This window comes from Belnapia sp. AC561 (genome assembly GCF_979252845.1).
Map to the genome: position 1 here is coordinate 1 of NZ_CEEDBP010000062.1, position 21,204 is coordinate 21,204.

Genomic DNA, 21,204 nt, shown 5'->3' on the forward strand with positions numbered 1-21,204 from the left:
AGGATCCGGATCTGCGCCGGCTTGTAGTCCTGCCGCAGCCGCTGGTAGCGGCGGATCGCCTCGACATGGCTCTCCCGATACTCCGGCTTGGCACGGCTGCCGTCCGGATTGGGGATGAAGCCTTCAGCGATCAGGTAGCGGATCTGCCGGGGCGTCTCCCCCACGACCTCCGCCAGCTCGGTGATGTTCAAGGTGAACCTTCTATCGGCGCATTTTCTTGTCGATAGATGTCAGAGGATCAGGATTGATACAAGAACATTCGACGCAATTTTTTGTCGAATAGCTTTGCGTTAGATTTGTTTTGCCTCTGAGCACGTGACAGCAGGACAGAGCGACCCTGATCGACGACTGCCGCAGACGTCGTGGCCGTGGTAGCCGGCGCGCCATTCCATGGGGGCAAGCTTGCCAGGCCAGCGTTGCTGTGGGGTGCCAAGATACCCAGGTGCGGGTGATCTCCAGATCAAGGATTGCTCCATGGCGCTGTCACCGGACCCGAAGCTCCACCAGGCCCTTGCTGTGGTCGCCAAGGCAATCGCTGACGGCAAGTTGCCGTATCCCACGGACGAGGTAGACCAGCCGCCTGTGGGCGGTGATGATCCGACCCTCATCGGGCAGCTGGATGCGGAGGGTGGCGAGGTTCTGGGCGAAGCCGCTTTGGCGGTGGCGTTTGGAGCTTTCGCCGCGCGTGGTGGTAACGATGGGCCAGTGCACACCCTGGTTGCTTCCATCGGTCTCATGGCGATGCTCGCGGGAGAGGAACCTGATCCCCCGGCTGAGATCGGCTCGGTGCTGACCGATGGCGATCAGGTCGAGACGGAGATTGATCAGGCTGGCGAGCTTGCCGACCAAGTCTATGCCAAAGCGAAGTCTTGCGATGAGGCGATCGCGGCGCTGGAAGCTCGGATCGTCGGCACCGCCATCACGCTCGCCGGCTGCACCTTGCCAGACGATCAGCACGATCAGCAGGCCGTACGAGCGCGAGCAGCGCGGTACCTGGCACGGCTGTCAGCAGGTTTGCTTTTGATGAATCAAGCTCTCCAACATAGCGCTGACAAGCTGGCTGCCGTTGCAGAAAGCAGCGAGCACATTTGAATTTCTGATGGAATGACGGCGAGCGTATGATGTGATTGACGGGCCCGTAGCCAACCGAAGCGGATGCTGTCGATGCTGAGGTTGTTTTGGTTCTCCCGCGCTTTCCGTGCTGCTGTTTCGGTATCACGCGGCATGGAGGACGCGGGCATGGAGGAAATTGGGGCATGCTCGGCCGTACATGGTTCGCTTAAGCATTTTGATGCGGTTGATCTGTCCCGCTACGGGGCTCGTTGTCCATGGCCGAGGCTGCGCTGGTAGTGGCTGTGAACCCGGCGCGAGGGCATGGCACAGCCCTGACAGACGGTGGCCCCGGAGCGGGCCTCGGTAAGGATGCTGGCGCGATCAGCCTTGGGCAAGGGTTTCGGATGCAATCTATGAGGGGCGGCTGTCAGCCTACCTGGCGTGCGGGCAGCAGGCCTTGCTCCTTGCCCAGGCTGCCCATCCGGCACTCATGTCGCATGGGCTGAAGTTCTACGAGGTAGCTCGTGAGGGTCGCTCACAGTGCTTCGACGAGGAAGTGGCGGAGGTGATAGCTATCTAGCACGACCTGATGCGCCACAGCTGGCGCGACCGGCATGGGATCGAGCATCCAATCATAGCGGATGACGTGTTGGTTGTCGCGCTTTGGAACGTCCAAGTGAACGCGCTCCGCAATGCGCTGCCCGACAACGCACGCGTTGGCACGGTGGACAAGTTCTTGGGCCAAGGAGGCCGCCGTTGTATTGGTGTCGATGACGAGCTCAGCGGCCGAGGATATTCCCCGCAGCATTGGCTTCCTGTTCAGCCGCGAACGACTCAACGTCGCGGCTTCACGTGCCTGCTGTCCTGCCGTCGTACTTGCCAGCCCCAAGGTGCTCGAAGTGTCCTTCAACACAGCCGAGGACCTACGGCTCGTCAACACGCTGTTCTGCGTTCATGCCTGGTGCACATAGCCTTAGTGTCCATCCGGGAAGAGATTGAGTGATCTGAATCGGTTGTGATTGGCTGAAGTCGGCGGGTTGGGGAAGACGGGTGTTCATGTGGGCGCCCGAGAACCGGCCAAAATACGACCGCAGCAAGCTGCGCTATCCGAGTGATCTGACCAACGAGGAATGGTCGATCATCGGCCCGCTGATCCCGGATGCGAAGGGCGGTGGCAACAAGCGGACGATCGACGTGCGCGCGGTGCTGAATGGGGTGATGCACATCCTGAGCACCGGCTGCCAGTGGGCGGCGCTGCCGAAGGACCTGCCGCCGCGGAGCACGGTGAACGATTACCTACGGCGCTGGGACGAGGACCGCACACTCGATCGGATCCACCACGCGCTCTACGTGCTGTGCCGGGAGCAGGCTGGACGCGAGGTCAGCCCGACGGCCGCAATCATCGACAGCCAGAGCGTGAAGAGCGCGGAAAAGGGGGGGCCTGCATCGACCCCTCGGGCTACGACGCAGGCAAGAAGATCAAGGGCAAGAAGCGGCACGTCCTGGTCGACACCCAAGGCCTGCTGATGCAGGCCATCATCCACGCCGCCGACATCCAGGACCGCGATGGTGGCGTGCTGCTGATGGGGTCGCTGTTCGGCCTCTACCCCTTCCTGCTGAAGCTCTACGCCGACGGCGGGTACCAGGGCACTAACTTCCAGGCCGGGCTGCGCACGACTTGCCACCACATCAACCTCGAGATCGTCAAGCGATCCGAGGTGCACAGGTTCGTCGTGCTGCCGAAGCGCTGGATTGTCGAGCGCACCATCGCCTGGCTCAACCGCTGCCGACGATTGGCCAAGGATTGGGAGTGCCTGAACCGTCGCGCGCTTGCCTTCCTGCGATGGGCCTCCGTCCGCCGCATGCTCCGAAGACTATGTCAGAAAACTAAATGATCCCGGATGGACTCTTATAGAATCCCCTTCGCCCAGCGGGGCCTGACACCCACGAAACTTGTGAACTGCAATAAGGCGGATGACGACGTGATACTGAGATTTCTATCCAAGATCGCGCGCAACATCATGCTGTCAGGCGCCGCAGCTTCCATGATGATATCCGGCATTGTTCATGCCCAGACCACGTACTTCCGTGACGAGCATGGGCGCGCTGCCGGTCGCGCGGAAGAACGCGACGACACAACGATCTTTCGTGATGACCGTGGACGAACAACAGGGAGGTCCGAGCAGCGCGGGAACACCACGTATTTCCGTGATGACCATGGGCGGACTACTGGCCGTGCCGAGCAACGTGGCACCACCACCTACTACCGGGATGAGCGTGGCCGTACGACTGGTACGTCGGAACGGCGTTAGGGTCCTCGGGTCAACCCCGACAGGGTGTCCCAGGCCGGCACCGAAGGCCGTGGTCTTTCAGGATGTGCGCCGGGCCAATTCCTGCTTGGCGTTCCACACCGCGTCCTGATCCATGTCGGCTTGGCGGACCATCCACTGCAGGTAATCGAGGGGCGCGTCTGCCCAGGCCATTCCGCGGTGCTTGCCGAAAGGGATATTAGGCAGGAGCTTGGGCTCCCCGGTCCATTCGATCATCTGTTCGATTGTTGCGACCTGCAGAAGCTCGGCCAGCAGGTGGGCGGTGACCCAGGCATCCGGGCCCGCCCGGTGCGGCGGCATGGCCAGGCCCGGATCGAGGCGAAGCTGGCGCCAATAGCGTAGGACTTGGTTGGAGTGTCGCGGTGCCTCCGGCCAGACGCGCAGCGCAACCTTGTAGGTGCAGATCCACGGCAGGGTGTCGGTTGTGGTCTCGGTCACGAACCGGCGCTCGAACTCGCAGTGGTGGGCGACCAGGACGTCGGGCGGCGGGCCACCCCAGACGGCTAGGCGCAGCCGGTCGTGCGTGCAGACCGGCGTGTCGGCGGTGAAGTCCGCTTCGGTGATGTGGTGTACCGCCATCGTCTCGGGCGGGATCCCGTGCAGCGGCCGGTACAGACGCGCCATCGGCTTTTCCACCATGACCCCACCGGCATCATGCACCACGTCGGCTCGGCCCACCTCGATGATCTCGGCCGGAGGCTCGGTGCCGGTGGTTTCCAGGTCGATGATGCGGAGCCGGGTCATGCTTAAGGATCGGTTCCATAAGGTGGCGCCGCCTTTCGATGGTCGCTTCTGGCCGAAGAAACAACCTTCTCAACCCAGTGGGCATCCACGCCGGTGGGACGATTGCGGGTGACGACGCGGCTCACCCCCGGATACCCGCGCGGATCGCGCCGCGCTCGCCGGCAAGAGTGTCCGGGCAGGCCAGGCCGAGGACCAGCCGGGCGCTCATGAAAGGCACTCCGGCCCGTAAGCGCGCCCGCGTGCCGCAGTCGCCACTGGCTTCCAACGGCACTGTCCGCACCCCCTCCAGCGTGCGCCGGTCGCCCATCGTGCCGGGCTGCAGCCCGGCGCAGGCGGCGGGCAGCGCAGCCAGCAGGCGTGCCGGCGGCAAGCTGGCCAGCTGCACCTCCTGCGCCGCCAGCTGCGGGGTTTCCAGCGCTGCGGTGTGCAGCCAGGTCGTCGCCTCGATGATCGGCCTGACCTCGCCCCCATTCCCCGCCAGCAGCCGCAGGAAGCCCAGGAAGGCCCCCTCGCCCGCCGGCAACAGGACCGGCGCGGTGCCGCCGCGCAGCCGGTAGCCGAGCTTGCCCTCCAGATGCGCCAGCAGCAGCGCCGGAACATGCCCGGCCGCCTCGCGGATGGCGCCGTGCAGCGCGGCAGGATCGGCACGGCCGCTGCGCTCGACGAAGCGCGCACAGGCATGCCGGTTGACCTCAAGCAGGCGGTGGATGCCGCGGACGCTGGCCGACTTGCCGGCCAGGCAGAGCAGCCCGTCAACCACGATCCCGGGCGCCTCCCAGGCCTGGTGGGAGTGCGGCAGGCCCGGGGCAAGGGCGCTGGCCGTCAGTGCTTCGTGCCGCCGGCCGGGGTGGTGGCGGTGCGGCGCCGCGGCATCGAGCGCCGCGACGAGCGCCCGGAACAGCCGGCCGCGGGCCACCGCGTTGAAGGCTGGTGGCCGGGCGAGGACGGCGGCAATGCGCGGGACCCGCGCCGCGAAGGCCGGCCGCAGCGCCGCCACCGCGCGGTCGGCGGCGGCGGCGACGTGCCACGGCGCCGGGCGGGATGCGCCGCGGCGCAGGCTGGCAAGCGAAGGTGCCGGCAGGGTAATGCGCGATGTGGCGGTCATCGGTCTGGCGTCCTTCCCGTCTCCTGGATCAGGAGACTGCCAGGATGGCACGTCAGGAACGGACGGAGCGGCGCCTGGCATCAGGCCCGGGCGCCGGCATTCCGTTGCATCAGCGCCTCCCCAATCGCCGCCAGCCGCTGGCGCAATACCGCCGGCGCCAACACCTCCACCGCGTCGCCCCACTGGGTCAGGTGGGTGGCGATTTCCTCGAGCCCGCCGGCCCGGAAGCGCACCAGTAGCGTTCCGTCGGCTTGCGCCTCGCGGGTCTGGCTGGCGTGGAAGTGCCAAGCCTCGGCATCCTGCGCCGCACCGGCGTCGAAGCGCAGCACCACGTCCACTGGCGGCTCGCGCCAGACCCCGAAGCAGTCCCGCGTCAGGCTGGCGAGATCGAAACCCGGGCGGGGCGTGAAGCTCCCCTCCGCCACCTCGGCCGCCAGCACGCGGTCGAGCCGCCAGACCGCGGCGTCGGGCTTGCCCGGCTTGACCGCCAGCAGATAGGGCCGCGCCCCGTACAGCAGGCCGCAGGGCTCCAGCAGGTGCACCCGCACCTGGCCGTTCGGGCTGCGGTAGCGCAGCCGGACCTGCCGGGTGGCGAGCAGGGCATGGCGCAGCGTCTCGATGACGCCCTCAGGCACCGCCACGCGCGGACCGGGCCGGGCGGCCAGCCCCTCGCTGGCCAGCAGCGCCTCGACGTCCGGCTCGGCCCGCCGCTTGGCCGCCTCGTCCATGCTGGCGCGCAGCTTATTGGCGGCCGAGCGCAGCGTGGCGGCGCGTGCCGTCAGGCCCTCGTCGGCCAGGCGGCGCGCTGCGGCCTCGATCTCGGCCATCTCCTCGGGCGTCATGCGGACCACCCCGAGCAGGGCGTTCGGCCGCATCCGCCAGCGCTTCTCGCGCTCATCGGTCGGCACTTCCTCGATCTCGCCGCAGGCCTGGCGGATCGCCGCCAGCAAGCGCTCGACTGTGCGTCGGCCGCAGCCCAGTTCCGCCACCAGCTCGGCCATGGTCCGCCCGCTGCGCGTCGCGGCCAGCGACAGGATTAGGTCGAGCGCTTGCGACAGCTTCTCGTGGCGGTCCGGCATGCGGCGGTGTCCTCCTGAAGCCCGGTTGTCTTGGTAGCGACCCAAGCCTAGCCGAACCCCGCCGCCGCGGTGGCGGAGCCGGCACAGGATGGCGGGATCGGCTCACGCCGCCCGCGCCGGCAGGAAGCCGATCGGCACCGTGGCGCCGGGCTTGGCCCGGTGCTCGCGCTCCAATGCTGCCAGCAGCGCCGCACCGTCGTTCAGTGTGCCGGCGACCTCGGCCAGGCGGCGGACCAAGTCGAAGTCGGCCGGGGTCAGCCGGTCGAGCCGGGCCAGACCGGCCGGCGGCGGCGGCGCGAAGCCGCGCCGCCAGGCCAGCGCCGCCTGACCGGCATTGAGGAAGCCGAAGCGTGCCTTGACCAGGAACCGACGCTGGCTGGCCGGGTCGAGCCGCTCGGGCAGGTTGGTGGTGCAGCAGAACGGCAGCGGATGGCGCTCCATCCAGGTCAGCATCTCGTTGACCTGGCTGATCTCCCAGGAGCGCAGCGCCAGGCCGCGGTCGCTGAGCAGGCTGTCGGCCTCGTCGAACACCAGGAAGGCGCCGCTGTCGCGCGCCTCGTCGAAGGCGCCTGCGATGCGCTGCTCGGTTTCGCCGACGTAGGGGCTGACCAGGTCGGAAGCGCGCTTCTGCAGCACCGGCAGATCCATGGCCGCCGCCAGATGCCGGGCGAAGGCGCTCTTGCCCGAGCCCGGCGGACCGGAGAGCAGTAGGGAAACCCGTCGCGTCGCTCCCTGGCGCGTCAGACGTGCAACCAGAGCGGCGAGGTCGCAGTCGGCGCTGACCAGCGCCGGGTCGAAGGCCTCGCCGGTGCCGTCCGGCGCCGGCCGGCGGCCGCCGGCCATGGCCCGGGCCACGCCGGAGACCGCCCAGCGCACGGTCTCGGCGTCGCCGCCCGCCAGCCGTGCCGCCCGCATCGCCGAGTGGGCCAGGGCCGGCGAGGCCGGCAGCAAACGGGCCAGGCCAGCGGCCTCGCCGGCCGGCAGGTCGATGCCCTCGGCCTTGGCTGCCGCCCGCCACAGCCGCTCGCGCACCGGCGCCGGCGGGATGCGCAGTTCGATGCAGCAGGCCATGCGGCGCAGCACCGCCGGCCCGAAGCTGGTGATGTCGTTGGCGGTCCAGATCACCGGCACCGGGGCGGTCTCGATTAGCCGGTGCACGTGGGCGCGCGAGCCACCAATCCGGCCCTGCCCAAAGATCGAGGGCCCGCCGCCGAACAGGTCTTCGGCCTCGTCAAGCAGCAGCATGGCCGGCGCGCCGCCGCCGAGCAGGCGCTGAGCAATGCGCAGCGCGGCCACCCGCTGGTAGCGCTCGAGCTCCTCGCCCTCAGGGCCCTCCAGCCCAACCTCGTAGATCGGCACCGCTGCCTCGGCGGCAAGCGCCGCGGCGAAGGTGGTCTTGCCGGTGCCGGGCGGGCCGTAGAGCAGCACATGCACGCCGGCCGCCCGCTCGGCCACCGCGCCGCGCAGCAGGGCGCGGACGTGCCCGGCCTCGGGCCCAAGGTGGGCGAAGGCGGCGAAGGACAGCGGCGCCCGGGCCAGCGGGCCAAGCAGCGCGGCGCGTAGGTCAGCTGGTGGGCGCGGCTCAGAGATCAGACTGAGCAGTGACCGCAGGATCTCGAGGCCGTTGCCATGGTCGCGCAGCAGCAGGCCGGCGTTCCGCAGCGTCGCCTCCGGGCGCAGCCGCTCGGCCACTTGCTGCGGAGCGGCGTCGAGCAGCAGGGAAAACAATGGCGAGGTGGCGGTCAGCCGCAGATCCTCGTCGATGCTGCCGGCCAGGGCATCCCAGAAGTTCTCGACCGCCTTGAGGGTGGCGTAGTCCGCCACCAGGGTAAGGATCCGCTCCTCCAGCAGGTCGAGGCCAAGCAGCCGGGCGAGTGGGCCGAACGGCCGCTGTGCCCGGGTCGGCTCGGGCACCGTCGCCAGCGCCTCGCGCAGCCGTCGCCAAGCGGCCGCGGTAGGGCGATCGTCATCGTTGGGACGCGCCCAGGCGCGGAGGAAGGGCGCGGGCAGGTCGAGCCGCAGCCGTCCGGCCAGTTGGGCCGCCCAGTTGGTGATCAACTGCGCCTGCTGGGAGTCGGGATGGGTCGCCTCGGCGGCGGCGCGGAGGTAGCCGGCCAGCCGGCACTGGGCGTTGCGGGGCAGGGTCTGCAGGTTGAGGACGCGACGCCGGCGTGATGACATGCGGATCTCCGTGGCAGTAGCGAGACCAGGAAGATAGCAGGGCAGTGCGTCTGAAACGGACGCAAGCGTCCGGCGCCGTCTTTGGGATCAGTTGCCTCCTCCTTGCGGCGGCGATAGCTGGCCGTCGCACATCACGTTAAAAGGAGGCACTCAGCCAGACGCCTCTTTATGCTTGTATTGCCCTAGCTTTTCATCTATAAAGAGGCTCTTAGTAAATAGAGGCGCTCGCACTATGCCGCAGTCCCAATCGCCCAATCTGCCGCTGTTCCAGCTGACGATACGCCTTGAGCGGGTGGTCGCGAATGCCTTGTACGAGAAGGCCGACCGCTGCGGGCAGGAGCCTGCGGATTACGCCGCCGGCGTGCTCGCTCGGGATGTGCTCGACGTGCTCGGTGAAACCGACCAAGCGACCGCCCGCCGCATCGAGGCGGAACTCGAGGTCAGGGCGCGGGCCATCGCCCTCGCCCGCCGCTTCTCGCCACCGGACGCCTTCGACCCGAACGTGACATTGAAGGTCTTCCGGGAGTTCCGGACCGATGCGGAGCTTCGTCGGCTTTACGAACGCGCCATTGGCGATCGGCCCGGCAATGAGCGCGGAAACGCATTGAAAGCGAAATTAAATCGCTCTTTGGGAGCGTTGTCCAAGGCCGCCGTCGGCGCCGAGGTCGAGACCATCGACGGCAACCCGGTCAAGGTGCAGGTGTCGGGTGAGTACATCTTCTCCTACACCCTGCTGAAACCCGGCGAGCCGAAAGCGTGGGCGCGTCGCTGATGGCGCCAGGTAACTGCATGACCGATGCCCTGAACGACCGCGCATTGGGTTGCATGTTGGGCCTGGCCGTCGGCGACGCACTCGGCACGACCCTCGAGTTCTCGCGGCGGGACACCCGTCCGCACCACACCGAGATGACGGGCGCTGGACCCTTCGGACTCGAACCCGGTCAGTGGACCGATGACACCAGTATGGCGCTCGCCCTCGCCGACAGCCTTATCGTGTGCCGAGGGCTGGATGCGGCGGACCTGATGACGCGCTTCCTCGCCTGGCGGACCGACGGTGACTACTCCTGCACCGGCACCTGCTTCGACGTCGGCATCACCACCAGTCAGGCGCTCAACCGCTTTCGACGGACCGGCGATCCTTTCGCCGGATCGACGGCGGATGACACCGCTGGCAACGGCTCGCTGATGCGGGTGGCACCCGTCGCGCTTCATGCGCTGCGGGACCCGGCACTGGCGACGCGGATCGCACGGGACCAGAGCCGGACCACGCATGGCGCGCCTCAGGCGGTCGAGGCGTGTGAGTTCTTCGTGGCGCTGCTGCGTGAGGCCATCCTTGGTGCGGACGGTGCGACGTTGTTCACGCCCCGCCCCTGGGAGGGCCACCCGGCCATCCAGGCCATTGCCTCCGGCGCTTGGCGCGGCAAGGCCCGCGCCGGCATCCGCTCCAGCGGCTACGTGGTCGACACCCTCGAGGCCGCGCTGTGGAGCGTGGCGAGCACCACGAGCTTCGAGGAGGCGCTGATACTGGCGGTGAACCTGGCGGACGACGCCGACACGGTGGGGGCTGTCGCCGGCCAACTCGCCGGTGCCTGCTACGGCGCCGGTGCCATCCCCGAACGCTGGCTCCAGCCGCTGGCCTGGCGCGAGAAGATCGAAGCCTTTGGCCACGGATTGCTCGAGACCGGCAGCGCAGCGGACAGCCCGGTCTGAGCCGACCCTGAAAGCGACCCCCACTGCATCCATCCAAAAGGGAGAGGCCATGACGAGCAACAAGCCTTGGCTCCTGGTAGCCGAGCCGGACTACTTTCGGGACGTCATCGGCAGCATGATCGAATTCCAGCCCAATGCCCGCAAGGATCCCGGCGTCGTTGTCCGGTTCGGCCTCATGGGCGATGGGATCCGCCCAAATTATCAGTTTGAGGCGCCCCCCGATCGCGTCCAGGCTTACAAGGGTAGTGGTCACAAACCGGATGCCAATGCCCCGGCTAACCGGTATCGGGACGACGAGCTTTCGGCGGAGCGGTTCACCTTCCCGGAGTTGCAGTCCCTGCTACAGCGTTGCCTCGACATCCGGAGCGGGAAGCAGGATCCGTCCCCTCAGGGTGCCGGAGCATGACCATGCGGAACAGCAACCGCGTCCGCACGAGTGTCACCGATCCGCTGCAGATCAAGAGCATCGAAACCCCTGGCGGCGGTCGGATCGGCATGACGTTTTGCCCAGGGAAACGCCAGGTTGGAGCGGTGAGCGGCACCTGGGCACGCGACCTCGCCTTGGACCTCGCCGTGATCCACGATTGGGGCGCCACGGCAGTCCTGACGTTGATGGAGCAGGCCGAGCTGGTGCGGTACGGCGTTCCCAATATCGGCAGCGCCATGACGGCGCTCGGTATGGAATGGTACCACGCGCCGATCCGCGATGTGGACGTCCCGGGACGGGCGTTCGATGAGGTTTGGACCGAGGCGGGCGAACGGCTCCGCAAACACCTGTCGGAGGGCCGCAAGGTGGTGCTGCATTGCCGCGGTGGCCTTGGGCGAACCGGCACCATCGCGGCGCGCCTTCTCGCCGAGTTGGGTGTGCCGGCGGCGGATGCCATTCGCCGGGTTCGCAAGGAACGCCCCGGTGCCATCGAGACCCCCGAGCAGGAAGCGCATGCCCGGGCGGTCCGTCCCATCGCGCCGCCCATCATCACCGGTCCAGCCGGTCGCTCCTCGACATCTTCAAGGAAAACCTCATGACGGCGGAACGCAGCAGGTTGTTCGTCACCCATAGCGGGACCTTTCACCTCGACGATGCTTTCGCCTATGCCGCCCTACGGCTGGCGCATGGGCTTGGTGCGCCTGGGACCGACCACCAGCTGGTGCGGACCCGCGACAGAAAGGTCTTCGTCCAGGCCGAGATGATCTGGGACGTCGGCGGCATCTACGACGCCGCCACCGGTCGCTTCGATCATCATCAGCGGGACGCCCCAAAGCGGGAAAGCGGCACGCCGTTGAGCGCCGCGGGTCTGGTCTGGCGGCACCATGGCGAGGCCACGGTGCGGGCGCTCCTGGGAGCATCGGCGGCCGACCCGACGCTCGTGGCGAAGGTGACCGCCGAAATCGACCGCGATGTCGTCAACCGCATCGACGAGATCGATCATGGTGAGAAGCATCCCGAGGATTCGCTGGGCCTGACGTCGGTGGTGGAGGACTGCAACCTGTCCTGGGATGGCCCGGGTTTCGGGGATCAGGCGGTGGAAGATGCTGCCTTCCTGCGGGCAGCCGGTCTGGTCGAAGGCTTCCTGCGTCAACGTGTGGAAGCGGTGCGGGCGCGCCTTGCCGCCTCATCGGTCGTGCTCGCGGCCCATGCGCAGTCCGCCCATCCCCATATCCTGGAACTCGGTCGCAAGATGCCCTGGCAGGATCCGGTCTTCCAACACGACCTGCCGGTCGATTATGCGGTCTATCCGGTCGCGCAGGGCAACTGGATGGTCGATGCCATGCCGCTGGCATCGGGCTCCTATGCCCAGCGCCTGCCGTTGCCAGCGGCCTGGGCCGGGCTGCTGGACGCCGAGCTGGCGACGGTGTCCGGTATTCCGGATGCGGTGTTCGTCCATCGGGAACGCTTCGTCGGCGCAGCGCGCTCGCGCGCCGGCGCGATGGCGATGGCGCATCGTGCCTTGGAGCTGGGGCGTCCCCAGCTCTGACCCGATCCACGGTGCCGCGAGCCGGGTACAGGGCGTAGGCGCGTTGGCTAAGCCTGCATCGTGACGATTTGGCAGAGCAGTTTGCCGTTTGCCGAAGCGCCATAGCACGATCGGATTAGCGACGCTTAACTCCAAAGGAATTTGAATGACCAACTTGCTCCAAGAGCGTCGGTTGCTATTGCCTGAATTCGAAGCAGCCCTTCTGAACGGTGTCCTACAACCACTGCTGCTCTTGATACAGCGCGACCGGGATTTGATCGCCGAGATCCGGACTAACTTACTAGATGTTTACTGCAAGGGGCAGCGTCTCATCAGCGTGCGGCCCATCAAAAACGGAGTCTACCGCTTCCAGTCGAACAAGGCCTTCTGGTCTCAGGAATCGGAATCTTTCGGCACCAAGGACGCCATCCAATCCTTCTGTGATAGCACCGTGCCGTTCATTAAGCAGCGGATCGCTGAACACTCCCACATCGGCAAGGAGATCGAGGTCGAGCAACTGCTTGTTCGGATGAACAACCTCGAAGAGCTCAATACCGACTACATCGCCGTCGACCGCCAAGGAATTGCTGAAGAGGGCAAAGGCCGCACGGATGTGATGGGCGTCTACTGGCCTGGTCCGCAGCGCAGATTCGCCACTTCGTTGACCTTGGCCCTGATCGAAGTGAAGTACGGCTTGAAGGGAGGTGTCGACGGCCTTGATGAGCAGATTAAGCGCTACTACGATGACTTGTGCAAAAACCTGTCCCGTGTTGTCCCGGCGCTTCAGGATCAACTTTGGCAGAAGGCACGACTGGGCTTCCTCAATGGCCTGAGCAAGGGAGCATGCGCAAAGATCCAAACACTGAAGATTTCGCAGGAGGTCGAGGCTGTTCGGATCGCCATTGCGCTTGTCGACTACAATCCGCGTGCGCGGCAGCTGAATGAGGAAAAGCTCCGCACGCTGCCCTTCGCCCACCAAGTCGACTTGTTCCATCTCGGCTTCGGCCTGTGGCATGCGAACTCCGCATTCCATGTTCAACAGCCGTCAGCCGCACCGGCTGATTGGCTGGACCTTGTCAGGAAAGGGCAGTTCGATAAGATTCCCAATCCGCTGCCTTGGATCGATTCAATTGAGTTCGGCCACTTGATTCATGGCTACGACGCGGCGCGCGACATCGGCATCCATGAGTTGGGGCTCTTCGCCAACGCCAAAAGCGACTATGCCGACGCGTCAGGTCGATGGGAAGGGACCGCGGCCGAGCTTTGGCTGTGCTTGTTCTACGAACATCGACGGTCTCGCCATTCCGGCGAGCCAGAAGAGTATGACATCGATGGTGCCCACGGGCACATGAACGCGCTTTGTGGCGCGCTGCGTGAGCGTCTGCAGATGGTATCGGATACCGAACGGATCACCTTGATAGGGTGGATGGCGACTGCCTTGAAAACGGAGATAACGTAGCCCTTGACATGCATGACCTTCGCTTGAGAGGGCAGAGTATGAGGTTGGAAAAATTGGCTAGGTCCCAGTCATGGAGCCAACACCATGCCGCGCTTGTCTTGGTGCTTCGGTACGAGCAACCACTATTCCAAAAATGCTGGGCCCTTGGATTGAGATTCAGAACACGGAATAAGCCCGATCCATCAGGTTGGTTTCGCTTCAATGGGGCAGTGCATCGGTTGAACACCTCCATGCTAGGCCGATGTCTCTCACCAGCTTATGCAGCAATGCCAACCTACTTCCGCCTTCCAGCTGCGGTGTTCCCCGACCCAGCCGTGGTGACGGCTGAAACGCCCCGGCCGACAACGAAGTGTCGGACTTCGCGGTCGAGGCCGGGTTGCAGGCCATGGACTGGGAGCCGCGTGGCCATGCACCGCCGCGGTCGCAAGCCGGACCTTGCCGCGCAGCATCGGGCGAGGTCCGCGAGCACCTCGGCGTGGAGACCCAGCGTCAGTGGTCGGACAAGGCCATCGCACGCACCACGCCATGCCTGCTTGGACTGTTCTCGGTGATTACCCTGCTGGCAGCTCGTCTCGACGGCCGCGTCCGTCTCAAGGTCACGACCAGCGCCTGGTACCACAAGCAGCGGCCGACCTTCGCCGACACTCTCGCCGCGGTACGACGCGAGATCTGGAGCGAGCAGGGTTTCGTCATGTTCCGGCAGACAGCCGATACCGCGAAACTACCGCAAGCCCTGCGCGAAGGCATCGCTTATGCCCTCTGCCACGCCGCCTGAATGGCCAAAGTCGAGCTCAGTACGCGATCGACGGAGAACTTTAGCAGCCTGCTAAGTCCAATGGCCACCCAAGCCCTACACCCCGGCCAACACCGGATTTTCCACCACCAGCGCGGACGCTACCGCTGTAGACCAGTGCAGACTGGCCCCATTGACGTCCCCTAGACAGCAACCCAGTCTCGTTCCGATTGAAGGGGAAGCGGGTGCCTAAAAATGCCGAATAAATACGATCGGAAAGAGATTGAACGAGCTACTGCGGATCTCAAGAGAACCCACGGCGGCCTTGTCGAAGATTATTTCGGTGTGCTTTACCTAGAGCGAGAGCATGGCTTGAGCCGCCATCAGGCGCTCGACCAAACTGCACGGGGAAACAACGATTACGGCATCGACGGCTTCCACCTCGACACCGCGCGGCGCACCCTTCACATCTATCAGTTCAAGCTCAGCGATGACTGCCACCAATTTGCGTCCAGTCTCCGGCGGCTCACTGAGATCGGCATGGAACGTGTCTTCTTGGCTCCGACGAGGGATTCGCAAGCGAACCCTGTTTTGGTTGCTCTACGTAACTGCCTGCTGCTGAACCGCACTGTGATTGACCAAGTGCTTGTGCGCTTTGTTTTCACAGGCGGCATTGAGGAGGTGCAACGGAGCGAAACCCTGAGTGGGTTGCGCGAGGATCTTGCCGACCGAGCGCATATCGTCGCTCGGTTTTTCGGTGAACAACGTGCAGTCGGATTCCTCGTAGACTTTCACTCCACCCGCGAGGGGGGGGTTATTGAGGAACCTGAACGCCCCATCACCTTCTCGGTGCCGCTTGGCCAGCCGCTCGCCGCCGAAGGTCAGTCCGGCCACCGCATGCTTGTCGCCTGGATGCCGCTAGTAGACCTCGTGCGGATGCACACGGCGCTAGGCCCGCGACTTCTACACCAGAACATCCGCTTTGGCCTTGGCGATGAGGGGTCGGTCAACAGGTCTATCATGAAGGCCCTTTCAGCGATCGCAGTCGATCGGACCGAGGATCCCGCTACCTTCGCTTTCCACCACAACGGCGTCACCCTCTATGTGACCGACGTGGTCCCAGCCCCGGCAGGGATCGACGGCGATGCCACCCACCTGCTGACCGCTCCGCGCCTACTGAACGGCGCTCAAACCGTGACGACGGCGGCAAGCTTCTTAGCCAAACGCCAGGGACCCTCGGCACTCAATGAGGCAGGCTTTGCTGCCTTCGCGGCGATCCGCGTCCTTTGTCGTATTATAGTCGGGCAGGAGAGCGCCTTCATCACCCGCGTGACGATCAGCACAAACCGTCAGAATCCAGTCGAGCCCTGGAGCCTCCGCGCAAACGATTTGATTCAACGGCAGCTGCAGGACCGATTCCGTCTCGTCCTCGGCCTTTACTACGAGCGGCAAAAAAACGCCTTCAGCGTCCTCGTCCCCTCTGACCTTGATGAGATCGGCGTCAAGGAAGATTCCCGGGCGGTGGAGCTTCTGAAGCTTGCGCAGACCTATATGGTGACCGACGGGCGGATCGCTCGGATGTCCGACATGCGCACAGTTTTCGAGGAGGACAGTCTCTACGGTTCCACGTTTCGCGAGGGTCGTTTGGACGCGGACATGCGACAGGTGCTGCTTTGCTATAAAGCGCTGGCGAAAGCAAAGAGCGTGACTCAGTCGATCATTGATCGGGGGCCAAACCGTTATCATTGGGCTAACCGTGGCCGCAACCTGATATGGGGCCTCACTTGCCAAGCGTTGCTCAACGACTTAGAACTAGAAACGCATGCCGAGAATTTCGGCAACAGCATGGTCATGCACGCTGCATTTACTGAATTGTTAGCAGGCTATGGCCGCAACAAAATCAGTTTGCTACTCCGCGATCTCGTCGATTCCGCAGAGTTCCGCGGTCAGGTGGATGAGGGCAAATTCAACTTTCTTCGTAGTGACCGCGCCTACGAACGCTGCATGCGGTTTGCCGCAACGCGCTGGGGTTGGCGACACCGAACGCTTGGATGACTGAACCGCCCCGGGTTTGTCGGAGGCCCCAACTGTTGAGAGGATGGGGCTATGACGAAGAAGACGTCGAACCGGTTTTCGCCTGAGGTCCGGCAGCGGGCGGTACGAATGGTGCTGGAGCATTGAGGCGACGATACCTCCCAGTGGGTCGCGATAGGCTCGATCTCGGCCAAGATCGGGTGCACGGCGGAGACGCTGCGGAAGTGGGTGCGGCAGGGCGAGCGCGACGCGGGCCAGCGGCTTGGCAGCACGACGGAGGAGCGAGAGCGGATCAAGACGCTGGAGCGTGAGGTCCGCGAACTGCGCCAGGCCAATGAGATCCTGCGGAAGGCATCGGCGTATTTTGCGATGGCGGAGCTCGACCGCCGATCGAAGCCATGATCGTCTTCATCGACGATCAGCGCGAGGTCTACGGTGTCGAGCCGATCTGCGGGATGCTGCGGATCGCTCCGTCGGCCTACCATGCCCATGCCCATGCCCGACGTGCCGACCCGGCACGGGCCTCGCCTCGAGCCCGGCAGGACCTGGTGCTCATGGAACGGATCCAGCGGGTGCATGCGGCCAACTTTGGGTCTACGGCGCCCGAAAGGTTTGGCGGCAGCTTGGTCGGGAGGGCATCGCACTGGCCCGCTGCACGGTGGAACGGCTAATGCGGCGGATGGGCCTGCGTGGCGTTGTCCGCGGCAAGGAAACCAGGACCACGATCGCCGATAAGGCTTCGCCATGCCCAGCGGACAAGGTGAACCGGCAGTTCCGGGCGCCACAGCCGAACATGCTCTGGGTGTCGGATTTCACCTACGTGGCGACCTGGCAGGGCTTTGTGTACGTCGCCTTCGTCATCGATGTCTTCGCCCGCTGCATCGTCGGCTGGCGGGTGTCGAGGACGGCGCACGCGGACTTCGTTCTCGATACCCTTGAGCAGGCGCTGCATGACCGCCGTCCGCTGAAGGGCGGTTTCATTCGCCACAGCGATAGGGGCAGCCAATACGTCGCGATTCGGTACACAAAGCGACTTCTCAAGGCCGGCATCGAACCCTCCGTCGGCAGCGTCGGAGATAGCTATGACAATGCGCTGGCCGAGACGATCAATGGCCCGTTCAAGACTGAGGTGATCAGCCGACGCGGCCCCTGGCGCAACCTGGAGGCCGTCGAGTTCGCCACCCTCGAATGGGTGGACTGGTTCAACAACCGCCGCCTCCTCGAGCCGATCGGTAACATCCCGCCGGCTGAGGCCGAAGCGCGCTACTATGCCGCCCAGCAGGAGATTGCGTTGGCGGCCTGACTCAAGCTCACCAGCCTCCGGCAAACCCGGGGCGGTTCACACCTTCCGTATCCGGCCAGCGTGCCATACAGAACATGGCATAAGCCTCGTTCTGGCTCAGACGCGCGATCCTGCCGATCGGGAGATCGCCGTATTTCGCTGAAAGGAGAGCGTGCTGGGCCAAGATGCAACCGTCTGATATTGTCTGTACCATTACATATGATGGCGCCATAGCAGTGCCAATGGGCTTACCATCATTCGCGATGGTGTGCGCTATCATGGGCGCTTGCGTCACCATAGAGGTGCGTCCTAGAACAACGCAATGTATGACCTCGCCACGATCGTCGACACGACCTGGGAGCGCCTGGTCAAGAACATGCTCCGCGCGGAGATGATGCGGCGCGGCGTGTCATACGAGCAATTGGTGGCCAAGCTCGCCGACATCGGCGTCGAGGACAACGTGCTCAACCTGCGCAACAAGGTGGCGCGCGGCCGTTTCACCGCCCCGTTCTTCGCGCAATGCATGGTCGCGCTGGGCGTTACCAACCTGCAGATCCCATCCGTCGCAGAAGTGGCGGACGCCACGGGTGAGCACGGTGCCCAAGCTCTCGCAAGGAAGCCATCAGGCGACAAAGCGTCGAGATGATCGGTGGCCGGGGAAAGACCTATCGGCCCAGCATATGGGCGCGGATCTTCCTCGCGGAGAGCTGGAAGCTCACGCTGAACCCGTCGCGGCCCAACGGCATCTTGATTGTGATCCCGGACACTGCCGTCCTTCCCTGTCTCGACGTCGTCGCCGTCGACACGGCCAAGGCCTTAATCTGGCACACCGTCGAGATCCGCTCAGCCGGGCGAAAGGACAAGCTCTCCGGCCTCTCCGCCAGCGCCGCGCAGGTGCTCCGGGATGACATTCTGCAGTTCATCAACCAGCACCTCGCCCAGCTGATCGACACCAGCAGCGGTCAGCTGCGCGGCGTCGACGCCGCCGTGCGCCTCATCACCGACGCCAAACGTCAATATCTGGCCCAGGCGGACGTCAGCCAAGCGATCGCCGGTGTGCCAGGTCCCGCATCACGGGCTCTGTCCCATCCGCTGTTCGACGTAGCGAGAATGCCTGCTTCCGTTCGCAGGGCGCTGCCAGCGTCGCTGAAGATGATCACCGATCCGGAGACCCGACGGCGCTACAATGACGACTTCGTCGCGCACGAACTCGAGAAGTTCGCACCGTTCTTCGACGACCTCGGCGGCGTCAATCTGTCGGACGAGCAGCGCGAGGCATGCATCCGACTCGAGGACAGCAACCTGCTCGTCGCCTCGGCGGGTTCGGGAAAGACCGCCACCATGGTGGGCAAGGTCGCGTACGTTATGCAGAAGGGGCTCTATGCCCCCGAGGACATCCTCGTCCTCGCCTACAACACCAAGGCGGCGGCCGAGCTCAAGGAACGCATCGCCCGGCAACTTGGCGTCGAACCCGATGAACTGGGCTGCCGAGCCACGACCTTCCACTCGTTGGGCTACTCGATCATCGAGGAGGTCGAAGGCGAGCCTCCGCGGTTGGCGAACTGGGTCAAGGGCGAAGGCGGAGAGGGCCGCTTCATCAAGGGCATCGTTGACGACCTTGCCCGCGACGATGCGGAATTCCGATCCAGGTGGACCGATCTGCTGTCACTATACCCCAAGGCCGACATACCCGTTTCGGCCTTCAGGACGGACGAGGAATATCGGCGCTACATTGCGGACCACAACGGCAAGCGGCCGGACGACGTTGGCACGCTCGTCCCGCACCTCTACGTCGCCTCCCTGCAGGAACGGCGCATCACGAACTGGCTCTGGAGGAAGAACGTCGAGTTCGAATACGAGAGGCGCGTCAAGATCCCGAAGGAAGGGGAGGAAAAGCCGCAGCTCGTCCACCCCGACTTCTACTACCCCTTCACCCAGACGATTCACGAGCACTTCGCCATCGACGCCGACGGCACGTCGCCGTTCAACAACTATGTCGAGCACGCGCGACTCAAGCGCGAAGGCTATGCCAAGATCGGCGCCGACTTCTTTGAAACCAGGTCGGCGCATTCAACCAAGGGCGTTCTGCTCGAGACGCTGGAGCAGGAACTCACCAAGCGCGGGTTCGAACTCGTAGACCGGTCCGAGGAGGAGGTGCTCAAAGCCATCGCGCCGGTCGTGGTAGGCCACTACCACAAGATCATCGGCGTGTGCGTCAAACATATCCGCGCAAGCCGGTTGACCCGCGACATCCTCATGAAGAAGGCTGAGACCCTCCACGACAAGGAACGCGCGCGGCACTTCGGCGACGTCGTCTGGAAAGTCACGCAGGAATACACCCGTAGGCTGGCCGACGCCAAGCGCATCGATTACGAGGCAATGATCGGCGACGCCGTCCGATACGTTGAAACGGGCGAATACCGCAGCCCGTTCTCGCTCATCCTGGTTGACGAGTTCCAGGACACGTCCGAGCCCCGCGCGAACTTGGTCAAGGCGCTGAAGCACCAGAAGCCGTTCACCAAGCTGTTTGCAGTTGGAGACGACTGGCAGTCCATCTACAGGTTCGCCGGCTCGGACATCACCATCTTCACCGACTTCGAGGCGGGCTTCGGCACCAGCTGGCTGGGCAAGCTGCAGCGGACCTACCGCTGCAATCAGTTGATCGCCGATACCGCGGCCGCGTTCGTCCAGCGTAACCCAGGGCAGCTGAAAAAGACGGTGGTATCGTCCCGCGCAGCTGTCGCCCGGTCCATACGTGTCATCCCGGTAAAGGTGGAGCGCAGGACTAGCTTCCAGGAGGCGTGCCTGACGCTGTTGGAGAGATTGGATGGGATGCTGGGCGATCGTGCCGCGGAATGGCGAACGCCCGAGAAACGTAAGCTGAAGGTGCTGGTGCTCTGGCGCTACAATTCCCTCGACCCGTTCAACGGGCGGGAGCCGCGGTTCGAGCATATCGCCGTGAACGGCCTCACCTTCCACCGGTCGAAGGGGTTGGAGGCGGATTACACCATCCTCCTCGACGTGAGCGATGGCAACTACGGCGTACCCAGCAGGATCGAGGACGACGAGCTGCTCAACCTCGTGATCCCCCGGCCGGAAGCATACGCCTATGCCGAGGAGCGACGGCTGTTTTACGTGGCGCTGACCCGCGCCAGTCGCGGTACCTACCTGCTCTCAAACACCCGTCAGCCCTCGCCATACATACGCGAGCTCGTCGAGATCGCCGGGGCAGACGTCCGATTCGAGACCATCGAAGGGCGTGCGATCGACATCTGCCGCAAGTGTCTGATTGGAACGATGACGGATCGTCAGCAGCGCGATGGCACCATCGTACGCACCTGCGCTGGCGCAGGCGCGTGCGGTCATGTCGAAGCTGTCTCGGTGCACACCAAAACGACGATGCTGCAGCCGGCCCGCAGGTGACAGCTTCAGGACACTGACATTTGTGCATGCGGAATTGCCCCTAGTGTCCTGATCGCAAAGTTCCTACGATCACATGGCTGATCGTAGGAGGCGGTGGTGGGCAAGCCTGCGGTGTC

Annotated in this window: 18 protein-coding genes, 1 pseudogene and 1 other annotated feature; of the genes and pseudogenes, 13 read left to right on the plus strand and 6 right to left on the minus strand. The window is 64.8% G+C overall.

The window, feature by feature from the left end:
• The coding region (locus AC0IW9_RS28630) for a MerR family transcriptional regulator (protein WP_471651713.1) at positions 1–191 on the minus strand (191 nt) is incomplete at its 3' end.
• A 283-nt stretch (positions 192–474) separates the two neighbouring features.
• On the opposite strand from AC0IW9_RS28630, the gene AC0IW9_RS28635 reads away from it, so the two are divergent.
• Entirely contained in the window at positions 475–1,092 is a 618-nt protein-coding gene (locus tag AC0IW9_RS28635; protein WP_471651714.1) for a hypothetical protein, read from the plus strand.
• A 496-nt stretch (positions 1,093–1,588) separates the two neighbouring features.
• On the opposite strand, the gene AC0IW9_RS28640 is transcribed toward AC0IW9_RS28635, so the two are convergent.
• Positions 1,589–1,963, minus strand: coding sequence for a hypothetical protein (locus AC0IW9_RS28640; RefSeq protein ID WP_471651715.1), 375 nt, complete (start codon positions 1,961–1,963; stop codon positions 1,589–1,591).
• Between the two features lie 146 nt (positions 1,964–2,109).
• Between AC0IW9_RS28640 and AC0IW9_RS28645 the strand changes: the two genes are divergently transcribed.
• Positions 2,110–2,948, plus strand: a protein-coding gene (locus tag AC0IW9_RS28645; RefSeq protein ID WP_471651716.1) for an IS5 family transposase whose coding sequence is annotated in 2 segments (ribosomal slippage) — positions 2,110–2,488 and positions 2,488–2,948 — 840 coding nt in all. Because the reading frame shifts where the segments join, the coding sequence is not laid out codon by codon here.
• A 474-nt stretch (positions 2,949–3,422) separates the two neighbouring features.
• Here the strand turns inward: AC0IW9_RS28645 and AC0IW9_RS28650 are convergent.
• From AC0IW9_RS28650 to AC0IW9_RS28665, 4 genes are all read right to left on the minus strand, one after another.
• A complete protein-coding gene (locus tag AC0IW9_RS28650) occupies positions 3,423–4,127 on the minus strand; it encodes an exonuclease domain-containing protein (protein ID WP_471651717.1) in 705 nt (234 codons plus the stop codon).
• Between the two features lie 121 nt (positions 4,128–4,248).
• Positions 4,249–5,232, minus strand: coding sequence for a hypothetical protein (locus tag AC0IW9_RS28655; RefSeq protein WP_471651718.1), 984 nt, complete (start codon positions 5,230–5,232; stop codon positions 4,249–4,251).
• 80 nt (positions 5,233–5,312) lie between these two features.
• Positions 5,313–6,311: a helix-turn-helix transcriptional regulator gene (locus tag AC0IW9_RS28660; protein WP_471651719.1), complete on the minus strand. Its 999-nt coding sequence runs from the start codon at positions 6,309–6,311 to the stop codon at positions 5,313–5,315.
• Between the two features lie 102 nt (positions 6,312–6,413).
• Positions 6,414–8,492 (minus strand): AAA family ATPase, encoded by a 2,079-nt coding sequence (locus AC0IW9_RS28665; RefSeq protein ID WP_471651720.1) that lies wholly within the window; start codon positions 8,490–8,492, stop codon positions 6,414–6,416.
• A 232-nt stretch (positions 8,493–8,724) separates the two neighbouring features.
• Here AC0IW9_RS28665 and AC0IW9_RS28670 point away from each other — a divergent pair, with 232 nt between their 5' ends.
• The 11 genes and pseudogenes from AC0IW9_RS28670 (at position 8,725) to AC0IW9_RS28720 (ending at position 21,088) form a co-directional block, all read left to right on the plus strand.
• Positions 8,725–9,264, plus strand: coding sequence for a hypothetical protein (locus tag AC0IW9_RS28670; protein WP_471651721.1), 540 nt, complete (start codon positions 8,725–8,727; stop codon positions 9,262–9,264).
• A gap of 17 nt (positions 9,265–9,281) precedes the next feature.
• Positions 9,282–10,202: an ADP-ribosylglycohydrolase family protein gene (locus AC0IW9_RS28675; protein WP_471651722.1), complete on the plus strand. Its 921-nt coding sequence runs from the start codon at positions 9,282–9,284 to the stop codon at positions 10,200–10,202.
• 49 nt (positions 10,203–10,251) lie between these two features.
• Positions 10,252–10,608 carry a hypothetical protein gene (locus tag AC0IW9_RS28680; protein ID WP_471651723.1) on the plus strand — a complete coding sequence of 119 codons (357 nt, stop codon included), beginning with the start codon at positions 10,252–10,254 and terminating at the stop codon, positions 10,606–10,608.
• Complete coding sequence (locus AC0IW9_RS28685; protein WP_471651724.1) at positions 10,605–11,228, plus strand: cyclin-dependent kinase inhibitor 3 family protein; 624 nt, start codon at positions 10,605–10,607, stop codon at positions 11,226–11,228. The genes AC0IW9_RS28680 and AC0IW9_RS28685 overlap by 4 nt, the downstream gene beginning before the upstream one ends.
• Positions 11,225–12,178, plus strand: a complete 954-nt coding sequence (locus AC0IW9_RS28690) for an MYG1 family protein (protein ID WP_471651725.1) — start codon at positions 11,225–11,227, stop codon at positions 12,176–12,178. The genes AC0IW9_RS28685 and AC0IW9_RS28690 overlap by 4 nt, the downstream gene beginning before the upstream one ends.
• Positions 12,179–12,323: 145 nt before the next feature.
• Positions 12,324–13,616, plus strand: coding sequence for a hypothetical protein (locus AC0IW9_RS28695; RefSeq protein WP_471651726.1), 1,293 nt, complete (start codon positions 12,324–12,326; stop codon positions 13,614–13,616).
• 349 nt (positions 13,617–13,965) lie between these two features.
• Positions 13,966–14,391, plus strand: coding sequence for a hypothetical protein (locus tag AC0IW9_RS28700; protein WP_471651727.1), 426 nt, complete (start codon positions 13,966–13,968; stop codon positions 14,389–14,391).
• A gap of 213 nt (positions 14,392–14,604) precedes the next feature.
• Positions 14,605–16,404 (plus strand): AIPR family protein, encoded by a 1,800-nt coding sequence (locus AC0IW9_RS28705; protein ID WP_471651728.1) that lies wholly within the window; start codon positions 14,605–14,607, stop codon positions 16,402–16,404.
• A 51-nt stretch (positions 16,405–16,455) separates the two neighbouring features.
• Positions 16,456–17,686, plus strand: a pseudogene (locus tag AC0IW9_RS28710) (IS3 family transposase).
• Positions 16,740–16,856, plus strand: a sequence feature (AL1L pseudoknot). It overlaps the preceding pseudogene by 117 nt.
• 301 nt (positions 17,687–17,987) lie before the next feature.
• Positions 17,988–18,311: a DUF6471 domain-containing protein gene (locus AC0IW9_RS28715; RefSeq protein WP_471651729.1), complete on the plus strand. Its 324-nt coding sequence runs from the start codon at positions 17,988–17,990 to the stop codon at positions 18,309–18,311.
• Entirely contained in the window at positions 18,308–21,088 is a 2,781-nt protein-coding gene (locus tag AC0IW9_RS28720; protein ID WP_471651730.1) for a UvrD-helicase domain-containing protein, read from the plus strand. The genes AC0IW9_RS28715 and AC0IW9_RS28720 overlap by 4 nt, the downstream gene beginning before the upstream one ends.
• Positions 21,089–21,204 lie beyond the last annotated feature (116 nt).

Bases quoted from the DNA above. Each gene is read 5' to 3' on its own strand.
- AC0IW9_RS28670 (WP_471651721.1), top strand. From the start codon at position 8,725: ATGCCGCAGTCCCAATCGCCCAATCTGCCGCTGTTCCAGCTGACGATA.
- AC0IW9_RS28705 (WP_471651728.1), top strand. From the start codon at position 14,605: ATGCCGAATAAATACGATCGGAAAGAGATTGAACGAGCTACTGCGGAT.
- AC0IW9_RS28715 (WP_471651729.1), top strand. From the start codon at position 17,988: ATGTATGACCTCGCCACGATCGTCGACACGACCTGGGAGCGCCTGGTC.
- AC0IW9_RS28660 (WP_471651719.1), bottom strand. From the start codon at position 6,311: ATGCCGGACCGCCACGAGAAGCTGTCGCAAGCGCTCGACCTAATCCTG.
- AC0IW9_RS28695 (WP_471651726.1), top strand. From the start codon at position 12,324: ATGACCAACTTGCTCCAAGAGCGTCGGTTGCTATTGCCTGAATTCGAA.
- AC0IW9_RS28655 (WP_471651718.1), bottom strand. From the start codon at position 5,232: ATGACCGCCACATCGCGCATTACCCTGCCGGCACCTTCGCTTGCCAGC.
- AC0IW9_RS28680 (WP_471651723.1), top strand. From the start codon at position 10,252: ATGACGAGCAACAAGCCTTGGCTCCTGGTAGCCGAGCCGGACTACTTT.
- AC0IW9_RS28685 (WP_471651724.1), top strand. From the start codon at position 10,605: ATGACCATGCGGAACAGCAACCGCGTCCGCACGAGTGTCACCGATCCG.
- AC0IW9_RS28635 (WP_471651714.1), top strand. From the start codon at position 475: ATGGCGCTGTCACCGGACCCGAAGCTCCACCAGGCCCTTGCTGTGGTC.
- AC0IW9_RS28665 (WP_471651720.1), bottom strand. From the start codon at position 8,492: ATGTCATCACGCCGGCGTCGCGTCCTCAACCTGCAGACCCTGCCCCGC.
- AC0IW9_RS28650 (WP_471651717.1), bottom strand. From the start codon at position 4,127: ATGACCCGGCTCCGCATCATCGACCTGGAAACCACCGGCACCGAGCCT.
- AC0IW9_RS28720 (WP_471651730.1), top strand. From the start codon at position 18,308: ATGATCGGTGGCCGGGGAAAGACCTATCGGCCCAGCATATGGGCGCGG.
- AC0IW9_RS28675 (WP_471651722.1), top strand. From the start codon at position 9,282: ATGACCGATGCCCTGAACGACCGCGCATTGGGTTGCATGTTGGGCCTG.
- AC0IW9_RS28690 (WP_471651725.1), top strand. From the start codon at position 11,225: ATGACGGCGGAACGCAGCAGGTTGTTCGTCACCCATAGCGGGACCTTT.